The organism is Limnovirga soli (genome assembly GCF_013106755.1).
In the GTDB taxonomy this organism is placed as follows: domain Bacteria; phylum Bacteroidota; class Bacteroidia; order Chitinophagales; family Chitinophagaceae; genus Limnovirga; species Limnovirga soli.
In genome coordinates this window covers 99200-125650 of record NZ_WHPF01000013.1, presented here as the reverse complement: position 1 = coordinate 125650, position 26451 = coordinate 99200, and the positions used below count along the sequence as shown (strand labels likewise).

At 37.2% G+C, this 26451-nt stretch carries 26 protein-coding genes and 2 tRNA genes; 17 read left to right on the top strand and 11 right to left on the bottom strand.

What is annotated here, in order from left to right; all coding sequences use genetic code 11:
- Positions 1–76: 76 nt before the first annotated feature.
- The 3 genes from GD597_RS17305 (at position 77) to GD597_RS17295 (ending at position 2750) form a co-directional block, all read left to right on the top strand.
- Positions 77–1318, top strand: coding sequence for a tyrosine-type recombinase/integrase (locus GD597_RS17305; RefSeq protein WP_171609161.1), 1242 nt, complete (start codon positions 77–79; stop codon positions 1316–1318).
- A 79-nt stretch (positions 1319–1397) separates the two neighbouring features.
- A complete protein-coding gene (locus tag GD597_RS17300) occupies positions 1398–2201 on the top strand; it encodes a zinc ribbon domain-containing protein (protein WP_171609160.1) in 804 nt (267 codons plus the stop codon).
- 21 nt (positions 2202–2222) lie between these two features.
- Positions 2223–2750 (top strand): hypothetical protein, encoded by a 528-nt coding sequence (locus GD597_RS17295; protein WP_171609159.1) that lies wholly within the window; start codon positions 2223–2225, stop codon positions 2748–2750.
- A gap of 17 nt (positions 2751–2767) precedes the next feature.
- On the opposite strand, the gene GD597_RS17290 is transcribed toward GD597_RS17295, so the two are convergent.
- A complete protein-coding gene (locus tag GD597_RS17290; protein ID WP_171609158.1) occupies positions 2768–3286 on the bottom strand; it encodes a phage holin family protein in 519 nt (172 codons plus the stop codon).
- A gap of 151 nt (positions 3287–3437) precedes the next feature.
- Between GD597_RS17290 and GD597_RS17285 the strand changes: the two genes are divergently transcribed.
- The 7 genes from GD597_RS17285 (at position 3438) to GD597_RS17260 (ending at position 10480) form a co-directional block, all read left to right on the top strand.
- Positions 3438–4028 (top strand): hypothetical protein, encoded by a 591-nt coding sequence (locus GD597_RS17285; protein ID WP_171609157.1) that lies wholly within the window; start codon positions 3438–3440, stop codon positions 4026–4028.
- Positions 4029–4414: 386 nt separating this feature from the next.
- Complete coding sequence (locus GD597_RS22225; RefSeq protein WP_394353251.1) at positions 4415–4561, top strand: ATP-binding protein; 147 nt, start codon at positions 4415–4417, stop codon at positions 4559–4561.
- Between the two features lie 714 nt (positions 4562–5275).
- A complete protein-coding gene (locus GD597_RS17280) occupies positions 5276–6109 on the top strand; it encodes a hypothetical protein (RefSeq protein ID WP_171609156.1) in 834 nt (277 codons plus the stop codon).
- The gene (locus GD597_RS17275; protein ID WP_171609155.1) at positions 6109–7062 is read left to right on the top strand and encodes a DNA cytosine methyltransferase; all 954 of its coding nucleotides are present in this window, start codon (positions 6109–6111) and stop codon (positions 7060–7062) included. Before GD597_RS17280 ends, GD597_RS17275 begins: the two co-directional genes overlap by 1 nt.
- Before the next feature lie 223 nt (positions 7063–7285).
- Positions 7286–8833, top strand: a complete 1548-nt coding sequence (locus GD597_RS17270; protein ID WP_171609154.1) for a hypothetical protein — start codon at positions 7286–7288, stop codon at positions 8831–8833.
- A 295-nt stretch (positions 8834–9128) separates the two neighbouring features.
- Positions 9129–9779, top strand: a complete 651-nt coding sequence (locus GD597_RS17265) for a hypothetical protein (RefSeq protein ID WP_171609153.1) — start codon at positions 9129–9131, stop codon at positions 9777–9779.
- A gap of 449 nt (positions 9780–10228) precedes the next feature.
- Positions 10229–10480, top strand: a complete 252-nt coding sequence (locus tag GD597_RS17260; protein ID WP_171609152.1) for a hypothetical protein — start codon at positions 10229–10231, stop codon at positions 10478–10480.
- A 293-nt stretch (positions 10481–10773) separates the two neighbouring features.
- Here the strand turns inward: GD597_RS17260 and GD597_RS17255 are convergent, their stop codons facing one another.
- The gene (locus tag GD597_RS17255; RefSeq protein ID WP_171609151.1) at positions 10774–10977 is read right to left on the bottom strand and encodes a hypothetical protein; all 204 of its coding nucleotides are present in this window, start codon (positions 10975–10977) and stop codon (positions 10774–10776) included.
- A gap of 332 nt (positions 10978–11309) precedes the next feature.
- Here GD597_RS17255 and GD597_RS17250 point away from each other — a divergent pair, with 332 nt between their 5' ends.
- The 4 genes from GD597_RS17250 to GD597_RS17235 all read left to right on the top strand — a co-directional run bounded on the left by GD597_RS17250 (position 11310) and on the right by GD597_RS17235 (position 13559).
- Entirely contained in the window at positions 11310–11807 is a 498-nt protein-coding gene (locus GD597_RS17250; protein WP_171609150.1) for a hypothetical protein, read from the top strand.
- Between the two features lie 67 nt (positions 11808–11874).
- Positions 11875–12432: an alpha-ketoglutarate-dependent dioxygenase AlkB family protein gene (locus GD597_RS17245; protein ID WP_171609149.1), complete on the top strand. Its 558-nt coding sequence runs from the start codon at positions 11875–11877 to the stop codon at positions 12430–12432.
- 54 nt (positions 12433–12486) lie between these two features.
- A complete protein-coding gene (locus tag GD597_RS17240; protein WP_171609148.1) occupies positions 12487–12726 on the top strand; it encodes a hypothetical protein in 240 nt (79 codons plus the stop codon).
- A 311-nt stretch (positions 12727–13037) separates the two neighbouring features.
- Positions 13038–13559: a hypothetical protein gene (locus GD597_RS17235; RefSeq protein ID WP_171609147.1), complete on the top strand. Its 522-nt coding sequence runs from the start codon at positions 13038–13040 to the stop codon at positions 13557–13559.
- Positions 13560–13619: 60 nt separating this feature from the next.
- On the opposite strand, the gene GD597_RS17230 is transcribed toward GD597_RS17235, so the two are convergent.
- The 6 genes from GD597_RS17230 to GD597_RS17205 all read right to left on the bottom strand — a co-directional run bounded on the left by GD597_RS17230 (position 13620) and on the right by GD597_RS17205 (position 18466).
- Positions 13620–14036: a hypothetical protein gene (locus tag GD597_RS17230; protein WP_171609146.1), complete on the bottom strand. Its 417-nt coding sequence runs from the start codon at positions 14034–14036 to the stop codon at positions 13620–13622.
- A 17-nt stretch (positions 14037–14053) separates the two neighbouring features.
- The gene (locus GD597_RS17225; protein WP_171609145.1) at positions 14054–14536 is read right to left on the bottom strand and encodes a hypothetical protein; all 483 of its coding nucleotides are present in this window, start codon (positions 14534–14536) and stop codon (positions 14054–14056) included.
- Positions 14537–15683: 1147 nt separating this feature from the next.
- Positions 15684–15757, bottom strand: a tRNA-Asn gene (locus tag GD597_RS17220).
- Positions 15758–15847: 90 nt separating this feature from the next.
- Positions 15848–16201, bottom strand: a complete 354-nt coding sequence (locus GD597_RS17215) for a Rieske (2Fe-2S) protein (RefSeq protein WP_171609144.1) — start codon at positions 16199–16201, stop codon at positions 15848–15850.
- A 158-nt stretch (positions 16202–16359) separates the two neighbouring features.
- The gene (gene hflX / locus GD597_RS17210; protein WP_171609143.1) at positions 16360–17550 is read right to left on the bottom strand and encodes a GTPase HflX; all 1191 of its coding nucleotides are present in this window, start codon (positions 17548–17550) and stop codon (positions 16360–16362) included.
- A 172-nt stretch (positions 17551–17722) separates the two neighbouring features.
- Positions 17723–18466, bottom strand: a complete 744-nt coding sequence (locus GD597_RS17205) for an outer membrane beta-barrel protein (RefSeq protein WP_171609142.1) — start codon at positions 18464–18466, stop codon at positions 17723–17725.
- A 187-nt stretch (positions 18467–18653) separates the two neighbouring features.
- On the opposite strand from GD597_RS17205, the gene GD597_RS17200 reads away from it, so the two are divergent.
- Complete coding sequence (locus GD597_RS17200) at positions 18654–19019, top strand: response regulator transcription factor (protein WP_171609141.1); 366 nt, start codon at positions 18654–18656, stop codon at positions 19017–19019.
- Positions 19020–19074: 55 nt separating this feature from the next.
- On the opposite strand, the gene GD597_RS17195 is transcribed toward GD597_RS17200, so the two are convergent.
- Positions 19075–19146, bottom strand: a tRNA-Arg gene (locus tag GD597_RS17195).
- A gap of 310 nt (positions 19147–19456) precedes the next feature.
- Here GD597_RS17195 and GD597_RS17190 point away from each other — a divergent pair.
- Positions 19457–23224, top strand: coding sequence for a DEAD/DEAH box helicase (locus GD597_RS17190; RefSeq protein WP_171609140.1), 3768 nt, complete (start codon positions 19457–19459; stop codon positions 23222–23224).
- Between the two features lie 176 nt (positions 23225–23400).
- Here GD597_RS17190 and GD597_RS17185 read toward each other — a convergent pair whose 3' ends face one another.
- Together GD597_RS17185 and GD597_RS17180 are read right to left on the bottom strand one after the other, a co-directional pair.
- A complete protein-coding gene (locus GD597_RS17185; protein ID WP_171609139.1) occupies positions 23401–23733 on the bottom strand; it encodes a DUF4907 domain-containing protein in 333 nt (110 codons plus the stop codon).
- Positions 23717–24727: a Kelch repeat-containing protein gene (locus GD597_RS17180; protein ID WP_171609138.1), complete on the bottom strand. Its 1011-nt coding sequence runs from the start codon at positions 24725–24727 to the stop codon at positions 23717–23719. The genes GD597_RS17185 and GD597_RS17180 overlap by 17 nt, the downstream gene beginning before the upstream one ends.
- A gap of 306 nt (positions 24728–25033) precedes the next feature.
- Here GD597_RS17180 and GD597_RS17175 point away from each other — a divergent pair, with 306 nt between their 5' ends.
- Positions 25034–26449 carry a DUF4270 family protein gene (locus GD597_RS17175; RefSeq protein WP_171609137.1) on the top strand — a complete coding sequence of 472 codons (1416 nt, stop codon included), beginning with the start codon at positions 25034–25036 and terminating at the stop codon, positions 26447–26449.
- Positions 26450–26451 lie beyond the last annotated feature (2 nt).

Sequence of the window (26451 nt, the reverse complement as noted above, 5' to 3'; positions counted from 1 at the left end):
AATCCTTGCAATTGTTTAGCGCGACGGGTAGGATGCGCCATTCTTGCACACGGCATCTTCGGTGAAAATATAAAACATGAAACAGAAAAATCACTCGGTTAACCTTCAGTTCGATGCCCGCTACCCCAAAGCCGGGTCAGACAAGAAGAACCCTTTATGTCCCATTCAGCTTGGGATATACCTCAACGGTCAGCAGTTCAAAACAGGTCTTAGGGTCTATGCTACCCGAAAGGACTTCGACAAGGCTTTGGAAGGAAGGGGTGGCAGCGAGGAGGTGAAGTCGTTGAGGAAGATTCTATTCGACTACAAGACGAAGGCTGAGCAGGTTCTTGAGATGCTGCCTAAACCTTCAAGGGAATCATTCAGAAAGATGTTTGCTGGAGAAACAGACATAAATTCTTTCACGAAGACGTCCATGGGTTTCTTATTTGGCCAGCAGATTGACGAACTGAACAAGGAGGAGAGATTCAAGACCTCAATCCTTTATAGGGGTACGATAAGGTCGTTGGTTAACTTTCGTGGGGAGATGAACCTTGAGGATATTGATGTTGACTACCTTCGGTCGTACGCCGCATGGATGAAGAAGAACGGAAGGAGCATATCGACCACGAACATGTACCTAAGGCATCTTAGGGTGATATTCAATAAGGCGATAAAGATGGGGCTGATTTCTCAGAAGAACTACCCATTCAAGGACTACTCGGTCGGCGTATCATCGCGCAGCAAGTCAGTTCTATATCCGAAGGACTTGAAATTGCTGTTTGAGTACAAGCCTGCTGGTTCTGCAGAGTATAAGGCAAAGGACTTTTTCTTTTTCTCCTACCTGTGCAACGGGATGAACATAAAGGACATTCTACACCTGCGCAACAGATACTTGGTTGGCGAAATGTTCTCCTTCGAAAGAAGCAAGACGAGCAGGACAAAGCAGGGTGGTAAGGATGTGGTTGTCTACCTTCACGATGAGGCAAAAGAGATTTTGAAGAGGCGTAGGGGCACAAATAAACATGCTGATGACTTTATATTTCCTATCCTGTCAAATGACATGTCGGCTGAGCAGATGGAAAAGAGGTTGCAGTCGTTCAAGAGACACATGAACAAAAAGCTGAACAAGATTGGCGAACAAATTGGTTTAGATGTTCAATTGAACTTGGCTTTGGCTAGACACTCCTTCGGAACGAAGATGAAGCTGGACGGAACGCCGATTGCATTCATAAGTGATATGATGGGACACACTTCAACCGCAACGACAGAGCACTATCTGAAATCATTGCCTACTGATGTCTACAAGAATGTTTCTTCTACCCTACTGAATTTTTGATTTGTTTCTTATTTGTTATATTTTACATGCCGACTTCTTCATGGGGTCGGCATTTTCATTTATAAACTCTAGAAATTATATGACAATCCCTTCATTACCTGATAATCTAAATAAATTGATATTTCTATTGGGTTTAGGATTAGGAATATATACCTATACTGATTATATCAATTATTATAAATCTTTTGAAAATTTATCTATACAATTTGATAATCAGGCGGACAGTTTAGAAGTTGAAAGACAGTCAGTTGATAACGAAGTTGAAAACATAAAAAGTGAATCTAAAAGACTTGCTTTTATTAATAACATCAAAAATCCAATAAGTTATAATGATTCAGGTAGGGTTTTTTTTGAATATTCTAATTACGACACTACAATACTCTATGATAATTTTTATAAAATGTATTTGAATATTGTAAGGTTAAATAATAAAATAGATTTAGGTAGTCTTAAACTAGAATTATTTACAAAAAAAATAAAAAATTATTCCAAGGACTTGCATGATGAATTTGAGGATACAAATAACTTTGTAACATTTTCCATGATACTAATGTTAATCGGAATACTTGGGATTGTAAAACAGCAAACGTTACAAGATGAATTATTTAAGCGACAATTAAATGAGAAGAAAAAATATTACCAATACTGTCAAAGTTGCCTTACTGAATTTGATTCTATGATTAAGAATGGTACTGACCAAGATGGAAGTTTAAATACAGCATTTTGCAACGAGTGCTATAATAATGGAACTTTTATTGAACCAGATTTAACCTTTGAAATTCTCTTAAATAGAAAAATTAAAAAAAATAAAGTAAAATCAAAATGGGGATTATTTGTTTTAAGAAATAGACTCAAACTATTGGATAGATGGAAATGGAATTGATTATTTTATTAAAAAAAAAGAATGCAAAAAACAAATTGGGATATTTTATTGCCATTGGCACCTGCAATCATCTCAGGTATTTTCGGAATCATAATGGTCAGAACTGTAAATAAAAGATTCAAGAAGTATGAGATTTCATTTTCAGGAATATTCAAAGAAAGGATTGATGTATACAGAGGAACGTTAGAACGCTTATTCAAAAGCAATAAATTGATTTTTGATTACTACAATAGTAGTGATACCCAAATAAAAGAAAAAACTAGAGAAAGCTTAAATGATTTTTCCAGTTATTTATTGGTTAATCAACCTTACATTACAGACATACTTTATAACCTACTATTGGATTATAGAGAATTGTTAAGTGACACTTTGAGTTCACTTGAAGAAAATAAAGGTGCTTTGGGAAATCCATATATTCATTCGAGTTATAAAAGCAAAACTATCCGCAGTGCAAAAGAATCTTACGAATATTTTTTAGAAGAATCCAGAAAAATTGAATCGCTAATTATAATACACATAAGAATGAATTTGGGTATTGAAATGATTTAGAATTCAGTAATTGGTTACTATTTAACTCCGTCATGCTGGCCTTCGTCCCCCAAGTTGTCAATTGCGTTTTCGGCCTTCTCTACAACCTTGTCCTGTAGCTTGCCAATGAGCCTCATTACCGTCTTCAAAATCGCCATCTTGGGATATATCGTGTATATGTTCTCCACGACGCTTATGCACTCGTATGAAGCAACCAGGAAGGTCACAGTGAACAACATGAACTGAGGGTCGTATGAAACCATTGTCTTCAGCTTGTATTCTAGTATGAACACGCTGAACATGAGCATTGAGTATAGGTCAATCTTATCAATCCATCCCTTCCGGAACTTCTTACTCTCAAACTTCTCATCACATTGTCTGGCCGCCATGACGCCTGTAAGCGCATCGAATATCACAAGCGTAAAGATTCCTACAAGGTAAACCTTTGTCCCTGCAGAGTACATTCCGACGGCGACAAGGAAGTTTAGGATGTGTTTCTTCATGGAGAGGACAGACAAAACTTTAGCAAGGACTGATTTGTGGTAAGGGATGTTCATCCAGCGTTGTTTATCCTTATAGTATCAACCAAGGTGTTCAAATGAACATCACAGGAAACCTTGAAAATTTAAGTTTTAAAAAAGAAGTATATTATATAGTGGCATTTGCTTACTTCGTATTTTATTATATTGTGTGTCGATAAACTATTGTATGAATATTAAAACTGTCTTTCTCATTACACTTTTTTTTTGCAGTTGCCATGAACAAGAATCTCAAGCCGAAACTGTATTGCCCTTAAACTCTGAAACTGTTTTGCCTTCAAAATCCAAAACTGTGTTGCCGTTAGGACTCGAACTTAACAAAGACATTTCCTCACAATTGAATGCATTAATCAAGAGCAAAAAAGTCAAGGTTGTAGAGAAGGGTTTAATCTACAAATTTTCGGCAAATAAGAAAGTTGATGCCTTTTTGCTAATAATTGGATTGGGAACTCTTTCACAATTTTCAATAACCTACCATAATCCAAGTTTAAAACGAGAGAAGTTTGTGCCAATCTATGCACATATTGAAAGCTTTTACGCCGTAACTGCTGATGAAAAAGATGCCCTCATAGATGACTTCAGCTCAAAATACGGAAAGCCTAAACTAACGCAGATTGACGAATTTATTTATTACGATTATCGATTACCGGATGTTCACCTTAAAGTGCTTGTAAAGCCATATCTTGGTTATGATGAGAAACCACATCCAGAGAACGATTACTATTATGTGGGTGCTTTTTTTGAAAAGGCTATTCAGTAGAATTATTTAAGCGGAAGTATGTATTATTAAAAGGACTTATCCGGATTGCGTTTAAACTATCCAAATTCGTCCTCAATCTCAATTCTAAATAATCTGCTTGTTTATTCCTGTCGTCTTGGTGTGGAGCTCCTAATCACACGGTGGGAGCGTTTATATAGTTATTCCACAACAATCATATTCCACTTGTACTCAGTAGAAGCTGTCAAAGCCGTCATGCCAGCCTTGATCAAGTAAGAACCACAACCAGAATTGCCATCCGCATATACACCACGGAGTATTGCTGTCTTCTTATTTACCGGGCTGAAGACAACCCTTGCTGTTGCAAAGAAAGCAGCCGCGAAAGTTACAGTCTCAATTGTTGCATTAGCAACTATTGAAGTTCTGGAGTGACTGTCAATTGGTGGTTGTTCTCATTTCCTGAAACGCTTGCTGATACTATCCTGGATAGAATCGTTCACCAATCTATACGAATAGAACTTTGTGGCGAGTTCCAAAGAAAAAAACAAAAAGGTACCGCAGAAACAATGCAATAATTTTTATAAAATCAATGAACTGAAATTAATCATTAGTTTAGTTCTACAAAACAACTGTTCTTTATATCTTTTTAGTCTTCTTCAGCAGGCCTGTATTAATACTTTTTTGGAATGTATTCATAGGGGGTCACATTGCTTTGGCTAAAGGGGGTCAAATTTGTCTGGTATTTACAAAAGAACAATTGACAACATCAAATAAATACATATTCATCTTGAGTACATAAGGTTTCAAAGGTAGATAAGAAGCCTTGGAGGAATATACGAGGGTATTGATGACTTATATGAAATACTAAGGGACTACTTTGATTCTATTAGGGAAGAATAAAAACCCACGAAGTTCTGTCAGAATTCTAGATATTTTGCATCTGAAAAAAGATAAAAGATAGGTGCAAAATCATGCAAAATATCTAGAATTCCCGATTAGGTTTGCATCATAAACGAAAAGGGCGAAGACTTAAACACCCTAAAATTTTAATCTAAAAAATATATTTAAATGCCTGGCGGCAAATGACCATCAATAGTCACATGGCTTCGCCTTGCCTTAAATGAAGTAAAAAATAAAAACTCAATTAAATTATGAACAACTACTTATTAAAAATTGAAGACATCGTTATTGACGGATTTGTTATGCCTAACTGCAAAATAAATCACCTGATTAATGAAAATTTTGACGACAGCGTCCAGTACTTAATTATACACTTAAATTAAAAAAACATGAACACAAAAAAGTTCGAGTACAAAAGAACAACAGTAAGATTGGTGGTTCTATCGATCCACCCAGTAGTTGATATGTTTCCAAACAACGAAATCACACCAACTTACCTTAAAGAGGCAGCATTTTTTAACCACTACGATTGCCCTGTGGTAACAATTGACAACAAAGTGCTGACCCATCCTGAGTCTTTCATCTCAGCAAGTGAAAATGGGCTAAAAGAAATTGAAGTAATTGTTATAGAAAACATATCCGAAAAGGAAATCACAAGGATGATTTGCTACGGGCAGTTTCAGTATCACAAAAGGAACAACTTAAAGTTCTACTTACTAATCAATTTTCTAATCAATCAGCTCGAAATCTATCCAGAATGGGCCAAAGAAATTGAAACCGAGGAAGAAAATGCTGATTATAAGGTGGCAGCAATTCTAGGTTGTAGCCGTTCTACCGTATATAGGACTCGCTACGTAGGAAATTTTGACTTAAATCTGTTTGACAGAGTTGAAAATGAGGAAGATTTCACAATGTTTCATGCATATCAAATTGCCCAACAAAGAAAAGGTGGCAAAATTGAAAAGGAACCATCTGTAATACAAAAAGAATTGACTCCAGAATCGCCACCACCAAATTTAAAATTCAATTTTTCATGCCCGAATTTTAAAATTGATATTAAAGCAGTCAACTGTGAGCTCAAAGTGAACATAGATGGCGAAGAAAAACTGGACTATGAGTACTGTCTTGTTCCACAAGAGGATAAAAAATCTTCAACGGAAACCTACAGCTTCATGAACGACCACGGAGACACAATTTTTGTAACAATAAAAAAAGTAAAATAATGAGTTATGATTTAACAACCATCGGCTTCTTCTCAGGGGTTGGCGGCATGTCCAAAGGACTGAAACTGGCAGGCTTCAAAAATGTGTATTCTTCTGACAATTGGGACGTCGCAGGACAGTTCTATATAAACAACCTTCCAGAGAATAACGGGCTTGATATTGGAGACTACAGGACCTCACAGGGCCATTATCAATTCGGTGAGGCTGAAGGGGACATATATAATATAAACTTTGAGTCAGTAAACAAATTTTTAAAGCGATTCAAGGTCAAATTAAAAAGAGGTGAAATCGCTTTAATCAATTCGGGTAGCGTTTGTCACAATTTGTCCAAAATCAATCCTAATAGATACCCATTTGCGGATTCAAACTATTATATGTTCAACCAGTTTGACATGGTTGATGAATTTATGCCGGCTGGAGCCCTATTTGAACAGGTTGATGGAATGTTTGATAATAAAGTAAATCCATTCGTCTCCGAGTTGATGCGTCACTATGCACACACTCTGAAACACAATTACCACATGGAAGTCCAGATAATGAATGCAAAAAACTACGGTGGCAGGCAGGACAGGAAGAGGACAATCTTCATGTTGGTCAGGAAGGATGTCGGGGTGCCCAGTTTTCCACCTCCATGTGCAGTAAAACCTGAGCAATTCATGAACAACCTACTCCCGAATATCACCCACTACAACACCGGTAAAAATTGGAAGTCAACAAAGGACATAGTTGCTGGCACTTTAACCGCAAACGGCAGAATAAAAGTGATTGATGGGACAACATTTGAAGAAAGAAAGATGAAACTGGAAGAGTACCAGGTCATTTCGAACCTGGAAGGTTGCAATTTCGATGGAATAAGCCTAACAAATTCAATAAAACTGATGGGAAATATGGTCCAGATTCCATTCATGGCGGCACTTGGCAATCATATGAGGACAGAAATTCTGAAATGCTAAGTTCAATTGAACATGGAATTAAAAAAACCGATTTCCAGTTCATGTTTCACCGTCACATCTTTGCTACATCAAAAAAAATATATGTCAGTATTTAAAATTATGATAGCGAGTAAATTTTTGGTGTGGTAGTCAAAAGTTGAAAGTAAAAAATATTTGAGTTTAAAACTCACGCCGGATTGTAAAGACTACCACCTTTCTTTCCGGCATTTTAATTTTATATGCAATGCCACGTAAAAAAATTATAAAGCAAGGAGTTCACATGAAATTCATCCCATCAGGAAGAATTGATTTATTGAAATTACTTGCCGAAAATAACGAACATTTTAAAAACAAATACATTTGTCTTTACAAATACATTGAAATGTTTTCAGCAACAGTTGAAAGATGCTGGAACACCAACACGAAGACAGTTGCTATTTCTCAAAGGGTTTCAAGGGAACTTTTGTCATGTGACAATAAGGAGGTAAACAGAATTATAAATGACCTTGTGAATGCAGGACTTTTTAAAGTTGATAAATCCAATTACCAAGCCAGTGTGTTTTCCTATAAGTACAAGCCACAATATGATTCACTCGATGTCGTTCTAATAAATCGTTCAACTTTAAATAATGCTAGCGATGTTATGATGTCAGAACTGGATGAATCAAAACTGTTTGGTGAATTGCAGGAATATTTTCAGATTGTAAAAAAGATTTCTATGTGTGATGGTGTGTATGATTATATGTCAAAGGAACTAATTTCTAATTCAAATACCCTTACTAAAATAGGTGTATTAGATAGTGGCATTTTCGTACCTAAGCTAATAAATGATGCTAATATTGCCTCTCAGGTAAGTGGCGCTTTCGTTCCTAACATAAGTGGCATTTCCGTACCGTACCAAATTATCGGCAAAATCCCCACTAAATTTATCCCAGTTTACAAGTTACTCGCTGGCAGGTTCAGGATTTCAAGACCGGATAAGGATAGCCGGATTTATACCAACATCACAAATCTGGAAAAAGGTTACAGAAAGTTCCTTAGATTGAACAGTAAACCTCTCATCGGCATTGACATATCTAATTCACAGCCTCTCATTGCATCAATTCTATTCAGGAATTTTTCAGAAAAGAAATACAGTTTTATTAAGAAAGATGTTTTGAAATATCAGGAAGCATGTGAGGAAGGAAGGTTTTATGAGCATTTTATGCACCTAAATAATGTGTCAGCTGATAAGAGAGGCGAGTTTAAAGCAGAGTTCTTCGGCAAGGTATTTTTCACGAAGGAAATAGAAAAAGAAAACTACTTAAAGAGCCAGTTTAAAGAATCTTATCCTACATGCTATGAAGCCATATTCGCTTTAAAAGGAAATGAGTTTTATTCAAAACATTACAAAGAGTTTCCAGTAATGATGCAGCAACTTGAAACAGCAATTATTTTTTCAATAAACATAAAGCTCATAAAGATGGGTTATGATGTTGTAAATATTTTCGATTCTTTATATTCAGATTCCGAAGAGGCAATTGCAAAGGGAATAGAAATGCTAAGGGATGAGTTCAATGCATTAGGCATAAAGCCTAATTTCAAGATTGAGGACTATAGAACAGAATCAGAAATGGTCTCCATAGATAAACCAAATCCAAGTGACCCTATAGTTACCACAGAAAAACAATCCGGAGTCAATTATGAGCTCCTAATCACACCAGGGGATAGTCATGTGCAACCAATCGAATACTTCGAGCTGTATTATGGAAAGGAAATTGCTCAGGAATTGTACGAAGGTCAGTTCGAATGATGGAATAAATTTTTCAGATTTCACAGTATTTAAATTATTGAGCATTTTGCTCATGTTTTTTAGGCAGGATTGTTTAACTTACTTATTATTAGAGCTGGTGTTTCTACATCAGCTCATTTTTTTGGAGTAATAAAAAAGGAGTTTTATATTGCAGTAGCCAAAACTCTTTTTACAAAATGAATTATAAAAATTACCCATCAAAAATTGCACCCCTTAATTTTTTTCTTTGTCTTGCTTTTATTCTTATGAGTTTGCAATTATTTTCACAAAATAATAAAGATACTTTCATGGGGATTTGGATGGTATCCTAGACCCATATAGGCCAATACCTATAAAAGGTTTTTACTTTGATTCACTTCGTAGTGTGTTGATTTACAGTGATTCAGTTCTAACGCCAAGGGATTTAGTAATCTTAAAAAAAATAGACTCATTAAAAAACCAAATAGATACCCCTAAACCTATTCTTTCATTCAGTGATTTTTTTATGGGCATATTTGCGCCTTTATTAGTTGGTCTTATTACTTTTTTTGTAACAACAATCTGGAATCGAAAAAAAGCTAAGAAAAAGATTGATGATGCACCAAGGAAATATGTTGAAGAACTTGATAAATTAATAACTCGTGGCGTAAATGAAGGCCAAGAAAACGCAGTTTTAAATGCAAGGGCAATAGTTGCTGCAAGAGATAGTTTACGTTCTTCTTTATCTTCAATATCATCCCAACTTAATTCTCAAATTGATGTATTAGCATCTGATATTGGGATAGAATACATTCAAAATTTAAATAAAGTGTCAAGTGCACCATTTGATTCAAAGTCTGAAAATCAAAAAGCCTACGAAACTATCTTGGTCTTATCCAGAGTATGGCCATCTCGAAAAGTTCAAATTGAAATCGAGGTAAGAAGAATATTAGCGGAGATGGGACTTGAGTTTAGTTCATTTATGTAATTTATATGTCGAACTACGAGGACAACTTTTTTAAGGACCGTTTTCTCCCTTATTAATCGTCGGTGGAATAATTGCCGCCGTGATGCTACTTTTCCAGGGTATAAAGTACCTGGTCGAACACTTCTGATATGCCATTTCTTATCGACGTACTAAAAAACTTAGCAATAACTACGAAACGAATCGTATAATCCACTATACTGCGCCTATCTACATCCGTGTGGGTAGGTTTTTACAGGATTTTGTTGCCGATTTCTTTTGAACTGTTTTTTACTGTCCAAAAAAGAGCTGAAAACGAAACGTCAAACTTGGTTGGACGCAATCGACGAACCGCAATCTAATATTGGTTGCGGTTTTTTTATTCCCCAGAATCTTTAGCAAAATCCTTGCGCGCACCCATGACGCGTGCGTGGAACCGAACTGCTATTCTTGCTGTATCAAAATTATACATCATGAAAAATTATGAAATCAATTCGGAGAAATCGATCAAGGGCTTCTTTGAAGACCTCTACGTCACCTACAACGTGGCATTCCATCCAGACGACGAAATCGAGCTGGACAGCATAAGCGAGGAGGAGAACGAGCACCTGAACAAGACAATGATTCAGTGCTTCAGGTACTGCAACAACAATGATTTGGACATATACCAAATCGGCATGAGAGTTCAGAACAAGGAATGGAAGAGGAGGGGAATATGGAGTTAGAAATTTCTTCTGTCCAAACGGAATTCTCTTGGGAATACGATGCATCTTCGAAATTCAAAATCACAAGTATTTACTGCCATTAAAATCCAATATCATATCCCTCCATTGTGCCAACATTACGTGTTGGCATTTTTTATTCGCACGATTGAATATGGGCTCCGTTACGGACCTCTGAACCGAAATCAGTATTATCTGCAAGGTTTGAATTTGGTCTCCGTTTTGGAGTCCTAAACGCAAAATAAAAAGGCCGGTCTAATTAAAGACCGACCTAAAAAATAAAAAATAATGAAAACCTAGTTTAAAAACTGGTGTCTTACATTTTTGATTATCTCTTCTTTTATTTCATCTGATACACTTGTACCACAAAAAAAAGTAATTACTGAGCTGGATTTTTCTGCTTCTGATTTTTGATACTGCTCAAACTCTTCCTTCAGTTGTTTGAGTCCCTCTGTCTGCTTGTTGAGCTCACTGATAAGCTCGTTTAAATTCTTTTCCATTGTTGTATTGTTTATCATTTAAATACTGGAAGAATAAAAAATGTGAGGGACCCTGATCTCGACGCGTCGAGATCAAGACAACCGATATGGAACCGATGTGGAGTTTGTGTGATTCTCGCCTTCCCAATTTCTCTTTAATTCAATCCCCATGCATCTTTACGGTACAATATTGAGAGAATCACTTTTTTATTTTCCTCAGTATTTAAAAGTATGATAGCGGATATTATTGGAGTAGAGCCTGGTAATTGAAGCATAAAAAGTTTAGGATTAAAAATCCGGCTCGGTTAAAAGAAGCTCTACCTTTTTTCCGGGCCATTTTAATTTAATAAGTAATGAAAACAAAAGTAACAAACGATGTAGCACCAGTTGACTACACAGTAATGACCAATGCGGAACTTGTATGGGAAGCATTGCAGATGGCAAGGGCAGAAAGGTTTAAAACAAAAAAGAAGCCAAAAGGTCCAGGCGGAGTTTATAGAGGAAGTACTGCCAGTTTAAAATTCATAAACAAGAATGGTATTGTAATCACCATCAATGTTGTAATTGCAGGGACATACGCATATTTAGCCGAAGATTATATAACACATTATTTTAATCTTAAGTGGACTCTGCGAAATGACGAGTTTGGAACAGCATATGAACTTTGGGATAGAGCGTATTCAAGAGATTTTCTTGATTATGAAATGAAGCTAATTCAGTATAAAGCTAATTATTCTAAAGAATATGATAAGAATTGGTCAGAGCAAATGTTTGATGGCTTAGAATTATCAGAGATTGATAACGAATATTTAAGAACCAAAAGTTTACAATTAGACGAAGTTGAAAAATAAGGACAGGATGAAATCAATGCCGCTCGAAGATCGAGCGGCATTTTAAACAACAAATAAAAAATAAGTAATGAAAACAAACATAGAACTTCCTAATGCAGAATGCATATTATTCACTGATATTATAACAGATACAGAATACTTCTTTCAGCAGTTAAAAGAGCAGATTGAATGGGAACACAAGCCAATCAAGATTATGGGAAAGGAAATCTTACAACCAAGACTGACTGCATGGTACGGAGAGAAACAGTATAACTACAGCGGAACCGAAAATCTGCCAAAGCCATTTATCAAACCATTGCTTGAGTTAAAAGAAATCGTTGAAGCAACAATCAACAAGAAATATAATGCATGCCTTCTTAACTACTACAGGTCAGGGAACGATAGTATCGGCTGGCACTCAGATTTAGAATCGCAGCTTCATGAATCAATCGCATCCGTAAGCCTTGGTGTCACCCGTGAATTTCAATTTAAAAGTAAGGAGACAAATGCAATCACAAAGCTTTTCCTCCATGATGGTTCAATTTTGGAGATGGGAAAGAATGTCCAAAAGCTTTATAAGCATCAAGTGCCTAAGCGTAAACTCGATGGCGGCAGAATTAACGTCACGTTCAGACAAGTGAAGTAGAAGGAAAGACCCGCATGGTTTTTTTATTGCACCGTATTTAAAGTATAAAAAACAATGAAGACAAGACAAGACGTTGAGACATGGGTAAAGCAGCTCATGGCAGAAAAGAAGATTATGCTGGACGTGTACCTACCGTTTAACGAATATGTAGATGAGGGTGGCAACAGGGTGTTCACCGACGAGGAGTGCGACAGGCTGGAGACAGAGTTCAACCAGGCACACACGATTCTCCAGGCAGAGGGAAGGAACCTGAGGAAGCTGATTAAGGCAACATTTAATAAACCGCTTTTATAAAAATAATATCATTTTGAAACTTAGTTATTGTTTAAGGAGCCAGAATTGGGTTGTCAATACAATAATTTTTTGATAATTTTTATGTAAAAAGCTTAAAATTTTAATGTGTATTAATTACACAAAAGTTTTTTTTATAGAATTAATAAATCCATTATAACCTATTCCAACAAAAAAGGCAATAAGCGAACAAAAGGAGCCCCCAATAACATTTACTAATATATCTGATAGGATGTCAGTCATTCTTTAATTATTGTCAAGACTAAGTTACAAATTTTAATTAAATTTAGAAAAAGAAAACTTAAAATATATTTATGCAACTATTAGAATTATGCGAATACATAAAAACTAATATTGATGAATTAGATAAAACAAACCTGAATTTAAGAATTAATAACGCTGTTGATGCGTTAAGCAGATATTATCCCTCTGACCATAATATTTTTCATTATTATTGGGAGATTCGTAAAGGCCTGAATAAATTAAAGAATAAACCAAAAGATTTACTATATCAAGAAAGATTTGAGCAATTAAAGCCAATTGTTGTAAATTTTGTCGATAGGGTTATAAGTGAAATTCATACATCTGGATTACCTGATGATAAAATATGGAGTGGATTTATAGTAGAAATAGCTAGAAAGAATATTTCGATTAATACTTATAAAGAGTTATCATTGGCTTTATCTTATACTTATCGAAATGATGATTTTGACGTAAATAAATATTTCACAGAAAAATTAAGTAAGGCCGATTCCAATGAATTGATTAAAACTCTTTCTGAAATATTTTCACACCCAGCTGTAGTTGAATCTTTTTTTAAATTCCAATTGTCATAACACAGTAAAGAATGGCACTCAAATTGTTGTTCGTTTTGGTATGTAAATAAATACGGTTTTCTATTTATTACTTACTTTCTTTATTGACCAACGTGGTTCCTCAACCATTGTAAAATCTTCGCCATACTTCATAAAGTGTAAAATCACTTTTGCATTTCGAATGTTAGTCACTCGAATAAGAATCATACCAGCAACCAATTCATCATAACATTGTCTACTTGAAACCTTCAGTTTTGCCCAGGCAATATCGGCATCCTCTGTTCCTTTTATCTCATAATTTTCTGTCCTTCCTTTGGATGTTACCTGTAAATCGATACTGCCCCTTGTAAAAATTGAGTCTGGGTCAAGGCTCTTGAAATAAAGTTCAGCTACCATTACTGCAATGTTCCCCACATCACTATTTTTCCCTTTGTTAGGGTACATTTCCAATAGCTTATTTAGTTGCTCTGTCGGTATCTCGAATGAAACTGATTTCATTTTACATTTTTTAAAATTCAAGCAATTGTCTTATTCTCATTTATCCTTTGATAGCATTTTAAAAGTACTACAGATTGGTCATGTAGTTGCTCAAATTTGTCAATTAAATAATCAAACTGCGTAAGTTGAGAATCACCAAAATAAACAATAAGGTTAGGGCTATCTTTTAACTTTTGTATTGTGTTTGTTATGCATAGCTTATTTGCTTTTATTTCAGCGGCAAAATTTGTAATAATAACCTTGCCATCAGTTTCAACTTTAAATACTTTTTCGTTATGATTTAAAAAGTTTCCTATGTCACCTAAACTATAAGGTAGAATTATTTCATAATCCATTGAGATGTTAGACTCATCTAAACTTACGGTCAATTTTGTTTTTATATCGTTTGCATACAGTTTTCGTTCATACCGTATTTGTTCCAGGCTTCTAGCGACGCTTTTTGCAAGAATGACATTATCAACATCACTGATAAATCTATCGGTTAATTCTTGTATACTCACAAATATTGTTTTGGAATATATTAATTATAAAAAATATGCGAAATGGTAGTTATTACCAAGGGACATAATATAATAATCAACCACTACTTATTGGAATGAATGAAATCAAGAATGGTATAATCTTGCCAAGGATGGACATAAGACCATTCCAATCAAACTTCCTTTTTTCTTTCTTTGGGGATTCATCAATCCGAGGAGTGGGTTGCTGATTGATTACCTGTATTGTGATATTCTGATATACCACATTGTTATCACCATTGATATTGTTGACGACCATTGAAAATACTTTTAAAGTGAAAAATACACAACACTAAATCTAAGGTTACACCCTAGAGTTTTTGTCATTAATTTTGCTGTATTTCTTCCTTTAAAAGTATATTCGATAATACCTCTAAAATCAGATTGTAGTTGGTAATCTGTAATCATAAAGGTATGAAGAATATTTATTTTGTCAAATTTTTCTTAGTTGGATTATTAATTTCTCGGCCTTTTCATTTGTATGAAATCAACCAAACCATATTGGGATTAAAACTACAAACAAGGGTATAAGTCTCCCAATGAGGGATATAAGACCATTCCAATCAAACTTGTTTTTCTTTGGAGATTCATCAACCTGAGGTGTTGGAGGATGATTGAAAACTTGTACTGTGATATACTGATTTACCACATTGTTACTACCATTAATTTCGCTAAGCATAAACACTATTTTTAGAATTTATAAAACTAAAGTTTATCCAAGGTTACCCTCGAACACCAATTCTTATCTATTCCATAATAGTTTTATATTTCTGTATAGCAATTAATGCATCAACAGTTTACCCGGTTTATGCTTAATAAGCACTACGGCAGAACAAAGGTAGAAAGAATATTTATTTCTACAAACACCTCGAAGTGGGAATTATACACATTAACTGTTTATATCCCACGGTCGCATACGGTCTCCGTAATCTCAATCAAACCGTTTCAGAGTGTAAACCTAAGGGTAAATAATCCGGGGTCAAATATGGAGTCCTATTGCGAAAAGGAAGTAATAAACCGCAATATCAGTTCACATACTGCAAGTTTCACTGCAAGGTCATTTGGATGTGGTAAAAAGAAAAAGCACCTCGTTGTTCGAAGTGCTTTGTACCGTTGTGTTTCAACCTTGCTCCCGAAGCTGGACTTGAACCAGCGACCCTCTGATTAACAGTCAGATGCTCTAACCAACTGAGCTATTCGGGAATCCTTATTTGATTTATTGCTAAATCGGGGTGCAAAAATAGGAGATTTTGCATAGTACCCAAATCCTTTCTCAATTTTTTTCTGAATTCTTTAGAAATTCAGCAGTCCTTTTTGCTCAAAACCTATAAAAACACCCTCTTCCCGCTGTTCTATGGGGTAAGTTTTTAAATAATATCCCTCGCCACTGGTGTTTCTGCCATTGTGTATGCTAAACTTATAGCGGTGCAGGGGGCAAACAATATTACCCAATGCATCAATATGGCCCTGCGCCATAATACCCCCAGCATGCGGACAGGCATGCGCACAGGCAAATAAACCTTTAGGTGTGTTGGCAATGGTTATTTTTTTATTATTTACTTCGGCTATTGCCAAGTTATTGGGGCCAAAATTGATGGCGGCGGTAGAGGGGGCCAATAAATACCAGGTATAATTTTTACCATTCATTATGCTGTAATGTTTTCCTTTTGCATTTGGGGCACCTTTTTTTGCAGTAGAGAAACTGTAACCAGACCTCAAAGCTGCCCAATGCCCCGAACCCTGAACCGAGCGTGGCAAGCGGCGATGCCCATAGTACTACTGCCGGCTACCTAATAACCAACCAGCTAATACAGGTACTCGGTTTTATAGGGGTAGCGTACTTTATATTGCGCCCTTACACGGGTTAGAATAAAACTACGCAGGATATCTACATTTGTTTTTTCTGTTGCCGAAATAAAAATGCAATTACCATCGGTGGTGTTTTCCCAGTTTTCGCGAAGCTCCCGCAATACATCGGCTTTTACTTCTTCTTCCAGCCACTCGTCAAAAGCCCTGGCTTCGTATAAATCCATCTTATTAAAAATGGTGATAACGGGTTTGTCAAAAGCCTTTAAATCCTGCAGGGTTTTATTAACCACATTTATCTGCTCTTCAAACTGGGGGTGGGAAATATCTACCACATGCAGCAGCAGGTCGGCCTCACGCACTTCATCAAGGGTGCTTTTAAAACTTTCTACCAGGTGGTGCGGCAGTTTGCGTATAAAACCAACGGTATCGCTTAACAAAAAGGGCGTATTATCAAAAACCACTTTGCGGGTGGTGGTGTCCAGGGTGGCAAACAGCTTATTTTCTGAGAAAACATCGCTCTTGCTAATCAGGTTCATAATGGTGCTTTTACCCACATTGGTATAACCCACCAGTGCTACCCTAATCATTTCGCCACGGTCTTTGCGTTGGGTAAAAGCCTGTTTGTCAATTTCGCCCAGGCGTTTACGCAGCAGCGATATTTTATCTTTTACAATACGTCGGTCTGTTTCAATTTCTGTTTCACCCGGACCACGGGATCCAATACCACCGCCCTGTCTTTCCAAATGGCTCCACATGCCTTTCAGTCGGGGTAACAGGTATTGATATTGGGCCAGTTCTACCTGTACTTTGGCCTGCGCGGTACGGGCCCGGCTGGCAAAAATATCCAGTATCAAATCGCTGCGGTCTATCACTTTAACCTTCAGCTCTTTTTCTATATTTAATATTTGAGAGCCGGTAAGTTCATCATCGAAAATAACAATATCAGTGCCTTTATTTTGCACATATAGCCTTATTTCTTCCAGTTTGCCCTTGCCTACAAAAGTGCGGCTATCGGGGTGTTTCAGGCGTTGGGTAAAGCGTTTACCGGCAATGGCTCCGGCAGTTTCGGCCAAAAATGCCAGCTCGTCAAGGTACTCCTGTACCTGTTCGTAGGTTTGCTCGCCTTGCACCAGGCCCACTAAAACGGCCTGTTCCTGGGTTTTAATTTTATTTACTTTATCAATCAATGTATCCGTGTTTTTGTAAAGGTAATGCGATAAAAGAAAAGGCCCCCGATTTAACGAAGGCCCATCTATTAAAATTATTTTGTATAGGTACCAGGCTATCCTGCAATAATGAGGCTGTACTTGCGTCGCACACTTGTACGTTCCTCATCCATGGCAACAAAATTTGCCCGAATTATAAACCACTGAGTGTAAGACCTACAGAATAAGGATTGATTTTTGGACCATTACCCGTTTTAATAAGCGAGGTAAGCTGGTAAGAACCGTCAATAGAAACATTACCAAAACCAATACGACCGGTTGCAGCCAGGCGAATGCTATTGATATAGTTTTTGCTGGCTTCTTTAACTACATATTTTGTACCGTATAAAGAAGTACCGGCAGCATTAATTTGATCTTTACCCTTGGTATAGGCTTTTAATAGAGAGCCCACTTTTAAACCAACAGCGGCTTTAAAGCCTTTATCGGGTGTAATGGGGTTTTTAGCATACCTTAATTCCAATGGCACTTCTACAAAAACGGTGGTCATTTTAAATTTCTTAAAGCGGTTGCTGTTACTGGCACTTACATCAGTAAATGGTAGTGTGGTAGAAGCTGCTTTCAGGTTTACATAGGTATCGCTAAAAAACATATTGCTGCTGGAAATACCAAGGCCAACACCAATACTAAAACGGGCATCTGTTTTAAAAGGTTTGTCTAACATGGCATACATATTAAAATGCCTGGAAAAGCCGGAGGGTTGAGCACTATCTGGTGCATTGGTCCAGCCATCCATACCATATTGAATCATAAAGTGGTCGTTTGCCCTGTTGCTGAGATCAATCTTACTCCAATCGGTTTTCTTTTTTACGTCGTTGGTTTGTGCAAATACGGTGGTAAAAGCTGAAAAACTTAGCACTGCCAATAATAATTTCTTCATTATGAAGCTTTTGGTAATTAAATTTTTACTATTTTCAAACATTAACGACAAAAATAGTAGAATTGAGGCCATATAAGCGGTTAAAAATAAGTCAAAACGTTAAAGTAATGTTTCAATCAACTTCAATACTACTTTATAAAACCTTAAACAACGTTATAGAAAATCTATAAACCATAATCCAATATCTATGAAAGTATTAATAGCCGAGGACGATCCGGTGATGTTAAGCTTAATTAAACACAGGCTTAGCCTGGATAATTATACCATCAATGCCAATAGCGATGCCAGAGATGCTTTGCAATCTATGGAAACTTTTAAACCCGATTTGATTATTACCGATATTGTAATGCCTTATACATCGGGTCTTGAATTAATTGGCATTATCCGCTCATCCGGCATTAAGGTGCCTATTCTTGTATTATCCGCCATTGACCAGGAAGCTACCGTACTGGAAGCATTATCTATTGGTGCCGATGATTTTATTACCAAGCCATTTAATGATAAGGAACTGTCTATGCGGGTAAAACGTTTACTGGCTATCCGCAAAAAATAAGGTGCTTATCTGCTTTGCCTATACCTGCTAATATATATCTGGGGGAGGAATTATGTGGTCTCGTCAGGAATCGAACCTGAATCCAGGGCTTCGGAGACCCTTATACTATCCATTGTACTACGAGACCAAATGAGGCGCAAATGTAAGGCTAAATGTTATATGGCAAACATGGCCTAGGTAGTGCAGGGTTATATGGCTGTTAACTGCCGCCATGTAACCGGAACCCCGAACCGAGCGTGGCAAGCGGCGATGCTATGAAAATATATTGCCGGCACCCAAAAAAGAAAAATGTTTTAGCAAATAATATTGGCTGTTAACAAAGTTTTCATATAGAATCATTGCATTTCGTTTCGCTGGCTGCAATTAAATCCTTTACTTTTGCAAATTGGTCTTTTCGCAACCTGAATGGCAATAGTAAACTATAAATCTCAAATCTTTTGGCGCTACCATTTTTAGTAAAACACATTTATAATAATGGCACTGATGAAGTAATACGCCGTGGCAAAAAAATTTATGCTTCGGGGTATGCAGAGCTTATTGAACATGATGACTTACTGGGTTCTGCCATATTCAGGGTAAGGGATGATGCCTATGCTACCTACTATAAAGTGTATGTAAGTAAGTTTAAAGACCCCAAAGCATTATCTATTAGATGCGGCTGCCCTTATAACCTGGGCGAAATTTGCCGGCATGAAGCCGCTACCCTGTTTCAATTACAGGAAATGGTGGATAAAAATATGCTGGGCGAAAAAGATATTAAGTACGACCAGCGCCACACCATTGTTAAAATGAAGGTGCTGGACCTGAAATTGATACGGGTACTAACTGCAACTGATGCCTATGCACAGGCCGAAGATTTTTTAAGATCGGCCAAAGCCAATATTACCACTGCCAAAGACGAACGTGTTGTTGCCGAAGTTGATATTGATGGCAGCATATTTAATGTAGTACTGCAAAAAAATGAGGAACGCAATTTTGATACCAGCTGTAATTGTGGTACGGATGATGCCCACCCCCTTTGCGTACATAAAAGCATTGTTTTTTTACAGTTGTACCATAAGAACGGGCCAAATTATTTTGATACCATCCGCAATCTGGATAAAGAGAAAAACAAATTACTGGCATTGTATGGTTTTTCTATGGCCGATGATATTAAAGGCAAATTTGAATTTACCTATAAGGACGGCAAACCTTTTTTAAGGGTATTGGATACCTCGATAAAAAGGGTGGCAGCCCCCACGCCGCCGCCGGTTAGGTACCGGCCCGAGTTTGCAGAATCTGTTATAGTTACCGAGGAAATAAAACCCGTAGAAAAAGGAAAAAGTATTATAAAGTTGGGTATTGTGTTTAGCTATAATGCACACCAATACCCCTATATACAGGCCGATGCTATACAGGGAGAAACCAATGAAGAACAAAATGCCTTTGCGGGTAAAATTGAGAAGCTGGATCTTACCAAATTTATAAATACCGAAGTTTTTGATGAGGATGATAAAATACTGGTACAGCAATTAAGAAAACTATTGCCGGGCGAAGTAAACCGGTATCTTAACCGCAACTCACCATTTAGCGGTATTTGGGAAAATATTATACAGCAGCATGATGCGGCCCTGCCCGAAGAAACAAGGCAACTGATTACAGAATACCTGCAACCGAAATACAAGAAGTTATTTACGGATGTGGCAGAGAACCATTTTATCTATTTTCTGCCACCGCATAAGGCTTTTCAAACAGCCAACCTGGTACCTGCGAAGTGTGCACCTGCATCAATATCACCTGAGTTTTGGGTAAAACATACGGGCGAAGATTATGAAATAACCTGCACAGTAAAAACCAGTGATGGCAGTTATAGTATTGCTGACAATGAAGTTAATACCTCTTTTGTATATAAGTTTAACGATAGCTTTTACCAATGGCAAAAACCCGAAGATATACTGCTGGTAGAAAAATTTATGCCTTTGGGTATTATGCAAATTGCCAAAACAGATTGGCCAAGAAAACTGGTGGATTTTGTATTACCTCTTTCTAAAGAATACCTGGTACATTTTACCAATGTTAGCCGCGAAGAAATTAAGGATACCAAACCAGAGGTAAAAATAATGCTAAGGGAACGAGGAGATTACCTGTTGTTTCAGCCTGTATTCTCCTATAACGGGCATGATGTTAAATCCAGCGATAAAGACAAAGTAATTATACCTGTTGCAGATAAACTACTGGTAATACACCGCAACCTGGAAGCAGAAAAAGAAATAGTTGATAAAATAGCCAACCTGCATTCGCAGTTTGTAAGGCCAGAAGAAGGTTATACACTGGCTTTACGTGGCACAGATGTTTTAAAAAATAACTGGTTCTTTCTTTTTAGTGATGCGGCCAAAGAAATGGAAATTCCCGTTTTTGGTTTTGAAGCACTTAAAAACTTTAGATTCAATACGGCGCGGCCTACCACGCGTATACGTATTAGTAGTAATACCGATTGGTTTGATGCAAAAGTGGATATCCATTTTGGAGAACAGAAAGTTACTGTGGCCGATATTAAAAAAGCCTTGCTGAATAAACAGCAATATGTACCCTTACAGGATGGCACTTTAGGTATTTTACCCGAAGAATGGATTAAGAAATATGCGTTGCTGTTTAGGGTAGGCGAAGGTAAACAGGGCGATATTAAATTAAGCAAATACCATTTTAGTGTAATTGAAGACCTGTACGACCAACGCGACGAGGAAGAACTATTTGTACAACTGGAAGCCAGATACGATAAATTAAGGTATAATCAATCTATCGAAGCCATTGAAGCACCTAAACATTTACAGCCCATTCTAAGGCCTTACCAAACCTCCGGTTTTCAATGGCTGAATTATTTAAGTGAAGTTAACTGGGGCGGTATATTGGCAGATGATATGGGTTTGGGTAAAACCATACAAGCCCTCTCCTTCTTGAATCACCTAAAAACAAAGCATGGCAGGTTAAAATCGCTGGTAGTATGCCCTACCACCCTGATGTACAACTGGGAGAATGAGATAAAAAAATTCACTCCTACTTTAACCTATTATATTCACCATGGCGGAGCCAGAAACCACGACACACTGGCCAGCAATAAAATAGATGTGATTATTACCACGTATGGCACGTTGCGCAGCGATATAAAACAGTTTGTGGACATCCCATTGGATTACGTAATTCTGGATGAAAGCCAGGCCATTAAAAACCCTTCCAGCAAGGTAACCAAAGCCGCTTCATTATTAAAAGCAAAAAATAAACTCTGTTTAAGTGGTACCCCCTTACAGAATAACACCTTCGATATTTTTGCGCAAATGAATTTCCTTAACCCCGGCATGCTGGGTAGTATGGAATTCTTTAAACACGAATTCTCAGTGCCCATTGATAAATTTGGCGAGAAAGAACAAAAAGAACATCTACGTAAATTATTATACCCCTTTATTTTACGCCGCACCAAAGAGCAGGTAGCCAAAGACCTGCCCGAGAAACAGGAGATGATTCTCTTCTGCGAAATGGCCAAGGAACAACGCGATATTTATGATGCTTTCCGAAACGATTACCGCGATAAAATTCTTGGTGTTGTGGAAGAGCAGGGTGTACAAAAATCGCAGCTTACCATTTTGCAGGGCTTAATGAAATTGCGCCAGATATGCGATAGTCCGGCCATTATGAAAGGCGATGAAAAATATCCCAATGCCTCTGTAAAGCTGGAAGAAATAGGCCGGGAAATTACCGAAAACATCAGCGACCATAAGGCATTGGTATTTTCACAATTCCTGGGCATGCTGGCATTAATAAGGGCCAGGCTGGAAGAGCTGGGTGTAGATTATGAATACTTTGATGGCAGCACTACTGCACCAGACAGGGAGAAAGCCATTCAGCGTTTTCAAAACGATGATAATTGCCGCGTATTTCTTATTTCCTTAAAAGCCGGTGGTGTGGGTTTAAACCTAACGGCGGCCGATTATGTATATATCGTAGATCCCTGGTGGAACCCTGCAGTAGAGCAACAGGCCATAGATCGTACACACCGTATAGGCCAAACCAAAAATATATTTGCCTACCGCATGATTTGTAAGGACACGGTAGAAGACAAAATTTTAAAACTACAGGAAAAGAAACGCTTGCTGGCAGCCGATTTAATTACCGACGATAGCGGCTTTGTGAAAAGCCTTACCAAAGAAGATATTGAATACCTGTTTAGTTAATAGATTTAGCCAGACATGGGTACAACTATTTAGCTTTACTTGCGTCGCACTCTTGTACTGTATCAAAATGGCGGCAATAATTGTAACAGAATAAAAAATAACAAGCATCAAAAGCAAAAGAGTTATCAGTTAAAAAACAAACGGATAACTCTTTTTTTATAAAACAATTCACCAGCCTAAAAGCTCGTATTTATGCCTAATAGATGCAGGTCCTCAATACTTACCATGGGTGTTTTGCCTGCTTTCAGTTTTTTCAAAACCAGGTTAGCAGTAGCAAGCGCCTCCTGCCTGCTTTTAAAGCTATGAAACCCCGACACAGCTGGCATATTTTGTTGTTTAATAAACAACTTATTATCTACATACAATTCGTAGCCCCAGCCTTCTTTCACAGGTACGGCAATCGCCTGCACAGGCAGTTTTTCATTCTGCCGGCTTGCAGCTGGTGTACAGCTTATAAATAAGCTGTACAGTGCGCAAATTATCAGGGTTTTTCTAATCATTTTCTTCATAAGTTTCATCGGGTTTAAATTCCAGAATATCGTCAAAATAACTGCCACTGCTGGTGCCTGTAGCAATATAACCCCGCGATGCAGCTGTAAATGCCACAGCCCCTGTACGCACATTGCCTTCAAAAGGTGTTTTACGTTGCCATAAATCAGTAGCTATATTATATTCCCATGTTTTATTAACCAAACTACCCGAGGTACCGGTACTTATATAGGCTTTACCACTTAATACAAATGCTACTGCATTGTATCGTACAATATCAGTGTAATCATCATCATAATCCTCATCGCTTATACTGGCTATTTTTCGCTTTTCAGTCCACGTTTCCGCAGAAGGATCGTACATCCATAAATCATTGGTGGTTACCCCATTATTATTGCCGAGACAGATATACATTTTATCCGCATTCACAAAGCAAACTGCTGCAGAGCGTTTATTGCCACCCATACTTATTTTTTGGGTCCAGGTATCAGAACCGGCATCGTATGCCCAGGTGTCTTTCAAATAATTACCATCAAATCCTGTAGACACATAACCCTTATCACCAATACCACAAGCTACAGCATCGTATCTTGCTGATCCTGCAAAGTCGGCTTTTTGCTCCCATGCATTGGTAAGGCTATTATATTGCCAGCAATCTTTTAAATCGTTAATACCATCATATCCTGTAGTAATATATCCATTGGTACCTACTGAAAAACCAACCGCAGAATTTCGACCAACGCCGGGGAATTGCGCCTTTTGCTGCCAGAAGTTTTGAGTAGGATCATATTCCCAAAAATCCTGTAACCTGTCTTCGCCATCATATCCTGTACCAATATATGCCTTATCGCCAATTACAAAAGAAACAGCTTCACCCCTGGCAACGCCTTCAAATTCCGATCTGCGAATCCAGTTACCATCTTCTTCATCATCTGTTGAAGAACTCGATTTTACACAACTACTCAATAAACAGGTAGCCAGCAATGCCCAGCATGCGTACTTTATTTTATTCATACCACATATAAATTTGCTGACCAAATTATTAAGGCTGCGTTGCTGCAAATCGTTAAAATGGATATGTAGCAACTATGCAACTACAAACTGCCTTCTTTTATCTACAAATGCCAAAAGGCCTTCCGGCATTGCATTTATTAGCCTCCAAAAGGTGAATAATACATTAACAATAAGGTTTCATCGGTAAAATTGGGTAACTAAAAGATGAATACTAAGGGTTAATGTATAGTAACAAATCTGTAACAGCAAGGCGTTCTATTATTGCGCTGCTGATAATTGCAAAATCAACTCTTAGCGCAACATATTATGTTTTATACTTTACAAAATTTATTTACCCGGCCACAGGAAATGAATGCAGCTTTACTTGCGTCGCACACTTCAACGTCCCGGTTATCAGGCAGCAATGGCAATATTCTTTGGATGATACTTTTGGCAATCTGCATACTGCCATCCTGTGTTAAAACTGATATAGATTTTGGCACACAATATCTGGCCACCAACAATACCCAAATTATTAAAACTGATAGTTTTACCACAAACCTATCCACAATTTATATCGATTCATTTATTACGAGCAATACATCAGCAGGTGTTATCGGGGCTTACCAGGATCCAGTGTTTGGGCAAATAACGGCCTCCACTTATTTGCAAATAGCACCCGCTTCTTTTGCAGATACTTTTTCCAATACAATTTTTGAATCGCTGGAGTTAATCATTCATTTAAATAAATCCTATTATGGCGATACAACCCAACCAGTTACCATTGCTGTGCAGCAGCTAAAAGAAAATATTGAACAACACAGCAATTCTGCTGCATTGTATAATACAGATAGCTTTTTATACAAAGAAGATCCTATTGGTATAAAAACCACCGTTATAAGACCATCTGTTGACGACTCCATATCTATCAAACTGGAAGATGTGCTTGGTACAAACTGGTTATCAATGCTGCAACAAGGCGATGAACAAATTAAATCGCTACCAAAATTCAATGATTATTTTAAAGGGATTTGTGTTACAGCAGTTAATAAAAATGGGATGGTGTTTGGCTGTAAAGACAGCATCACACTAAGATTACATTATAAGAAAAAAGATCTTTTTTTACGGGATGGATTTGTTGACTTCGCCCTATACGAACGTTCCTTCCAGTTTAACCATATAACAATAGACAGAACAGGCACGGCAATTGAAAATTTAAGCAAACAAAATAGTGAAATACCTGCAGCCACCACAAATAACACAGCATACCTGCAGGCCATTACAGGTTCGGCCGTTAAAATAAGTTTCCCCAGCATCAGAAACATTTTAGAGTTACCCGGCTTTGTGAAAATTATTTCAGCCGAGTTACGTGTACGACCAGTGGCAGGCAGTTTTGATAGCTACCAATATATGCTACCAACCTTATTAAGACTTAGTACAACAGATGCCCTGAATAAAATTGGCACCGATATTACCAAAGTGGTTACAAGTGGCACCACCTCTACACAAACCGGTGATTTACAAATTGATGACCTATATGGCATTGACACTTATTATAGTTATGATATCACCAGTTATATTAAATCGCAGATTGCCATTAGTAGCTTTAATAAAAACGGGCTTATTATAAGTCCGCCTTCCTATAATTTTCAAACCACTTTTAATAGAATATTATTAGGTGAAGCTAACCAAAAAACCAGCAATGTAACATTGATACTATATTATCTGGCAGTAAATCAATAACC

What these genes read in the sequence shown, in the direction of transcription:
- GD597_RS17305 (WP_171609161.1), top strand. Translation starts at nt 77, where the DNA reads ATGAAACAGAAAAATCACTCGGTTAACCTTCAGTTCGATGCCCGCTAC.
- GD597_RS17300 (WP_171609160.1), top strand. Translation starts at nt 1,398, where the DNA reads ATGACAATCCCTTCATTACCTGATAATCTAAATAAATTGATATTTCTA.
- GD597_RS17295 (WP_171609159.1), top strand. Translation starts at nt 2,223, where the DNA reads ATGCAAAAAACAAATTGGGATATTTTATTGCCATTGGCACCTGCAATC.
- GD597_RS17290 (WP_171609158.1), bottom strand. Translation starts at nt 3,286, where the DNA reads ATGAACATCCCTTACCACAAATCAGTCCTTGCTAAAGTTTTGTCTGTC.
- GD597_RS17285 (WP_171609157.1), top strand. Translation starts at nt 3,438, where the DNA reads ATGAATATTAAAACTGTCTTTCTCATTACACTTTTTTTTTGCAGTTGC.
- GD597_RS17280 (WP_171609156.1), top strand. Translation starts at nt 5,276, where the DNA reads ATGAACACAAAAAAGTTCGAGTACAAAAGAACAACAGTAAGATTGGTG.
- GD597_RS17275 (WP_171609155.1), top strand. Translation starts at nt 6,109, where the DNA reads ATGAGTTATGATTTAACAACCATCGGCTTCTTCTCAGGGGTTGGCGGC.
- GD597_RS17270 (WP_171609154.1), top strand. Translation starts at nt 7,286, where the DNA reads ATGCCACGTAAAAAAATTATAAAGCAAGGAGTTCACATGAAATTCATC.
- GD597_RS17260 (WP_171609152.1), top strand. Translation starts at nt 10,229, where the DNA reads ATGAAAAATTATGAAATCAATTCGGAGAAATCGATCAAGGGCTTCTTT.
- GD597_RS17255 (WP_171609151.1), bottom strand. Translation starts at nt 10,977, where the DNA reads ATGGAAAAGAATTTAAACGAGCTTATCAGTGAGCTCAACAAGCAGACA.
- GD597_RS17250 (WP_171609150.1), top strand. Translation starts at nt 11,310, where the DNA reads ATGAAAACAAAAGTAACAAACGATGTAGCACCAGTTGACTACACAGTA.
- GD597_RS17245 (WP_171609149.1), top strand. Translation starts at nt 11,875, where the DNA reads ATGAAAACAAACATAGAACTTCCTAATGCAGAATGCATATTATTCACT.
- GD597_RS17240 (WP_171609148.1), top strand. Translation starts at nt 12,487, where the DNA reads ATGAAGACAAGACAAGACGTTGAGACATGGGTAAAGCAGCTCATGGCA.
- GD597_RS17235 (WP_171609147.1), top strand. Translation starts at nt 13,038, where the DNA reads ATGCAACTATTAGAATTATGCGAATACATAAAAACTAATATTGATGAA.
- GD597_RS17230 (WP_171609146.1), bottom strand. Translation starts at nt 14,036, where the DNA reads ATGAAATCAGTTTCATTCGAGATACCGACAGAGCAACTAAATAAGCTA.
- GD597_RS17215 (WP_171609144.1), bottom strand. Translation starts at nt 16,201, where the DNA reads ATGAATGGTAAAAATTATACCTGGTATTTATTGGCCCCCTCTACCGCC.
- GD597_RS17205 (WP_171609142.1), bottom strand. Translation starts at nt 18,466, where the DNA reads ATGAAGAAATTATTATTGGCAGTGCTAAGTTTTTCAGCTTTTACCACC.
- GD597_RS17200 (WP_171609141.1), top strand. Translation starts at nt 18,654, where the DNA reads ATGAAAGTATTAATAGCCGAGGACGATCCGGTGATGTTAAGCTTAATT.
- GD597_RS17185 (WP_171609139.1), bottom strand. Translation starts at nt 23,733, where the DNA reads ATGAAGAAAATGATTAGAAAAACCCTGATAATTTGCGCACTGTACAGC.
- GD597_RS17180 (WP_171609138.1), bottom strand. Translation starts at nt 24,727, where the DNA reads ATGAATAAAATAAAGTACGCATGCTGGGCATTGCTGGCTACCTGTTTA.
- GD597_RS17175 (WP_171609137.1), top strand. Translation starts at nt 25,034, where the DNA reads ATGTTTTATACTTTACAAAATTTATTTACCCGGCCACAGGAAATGAAT.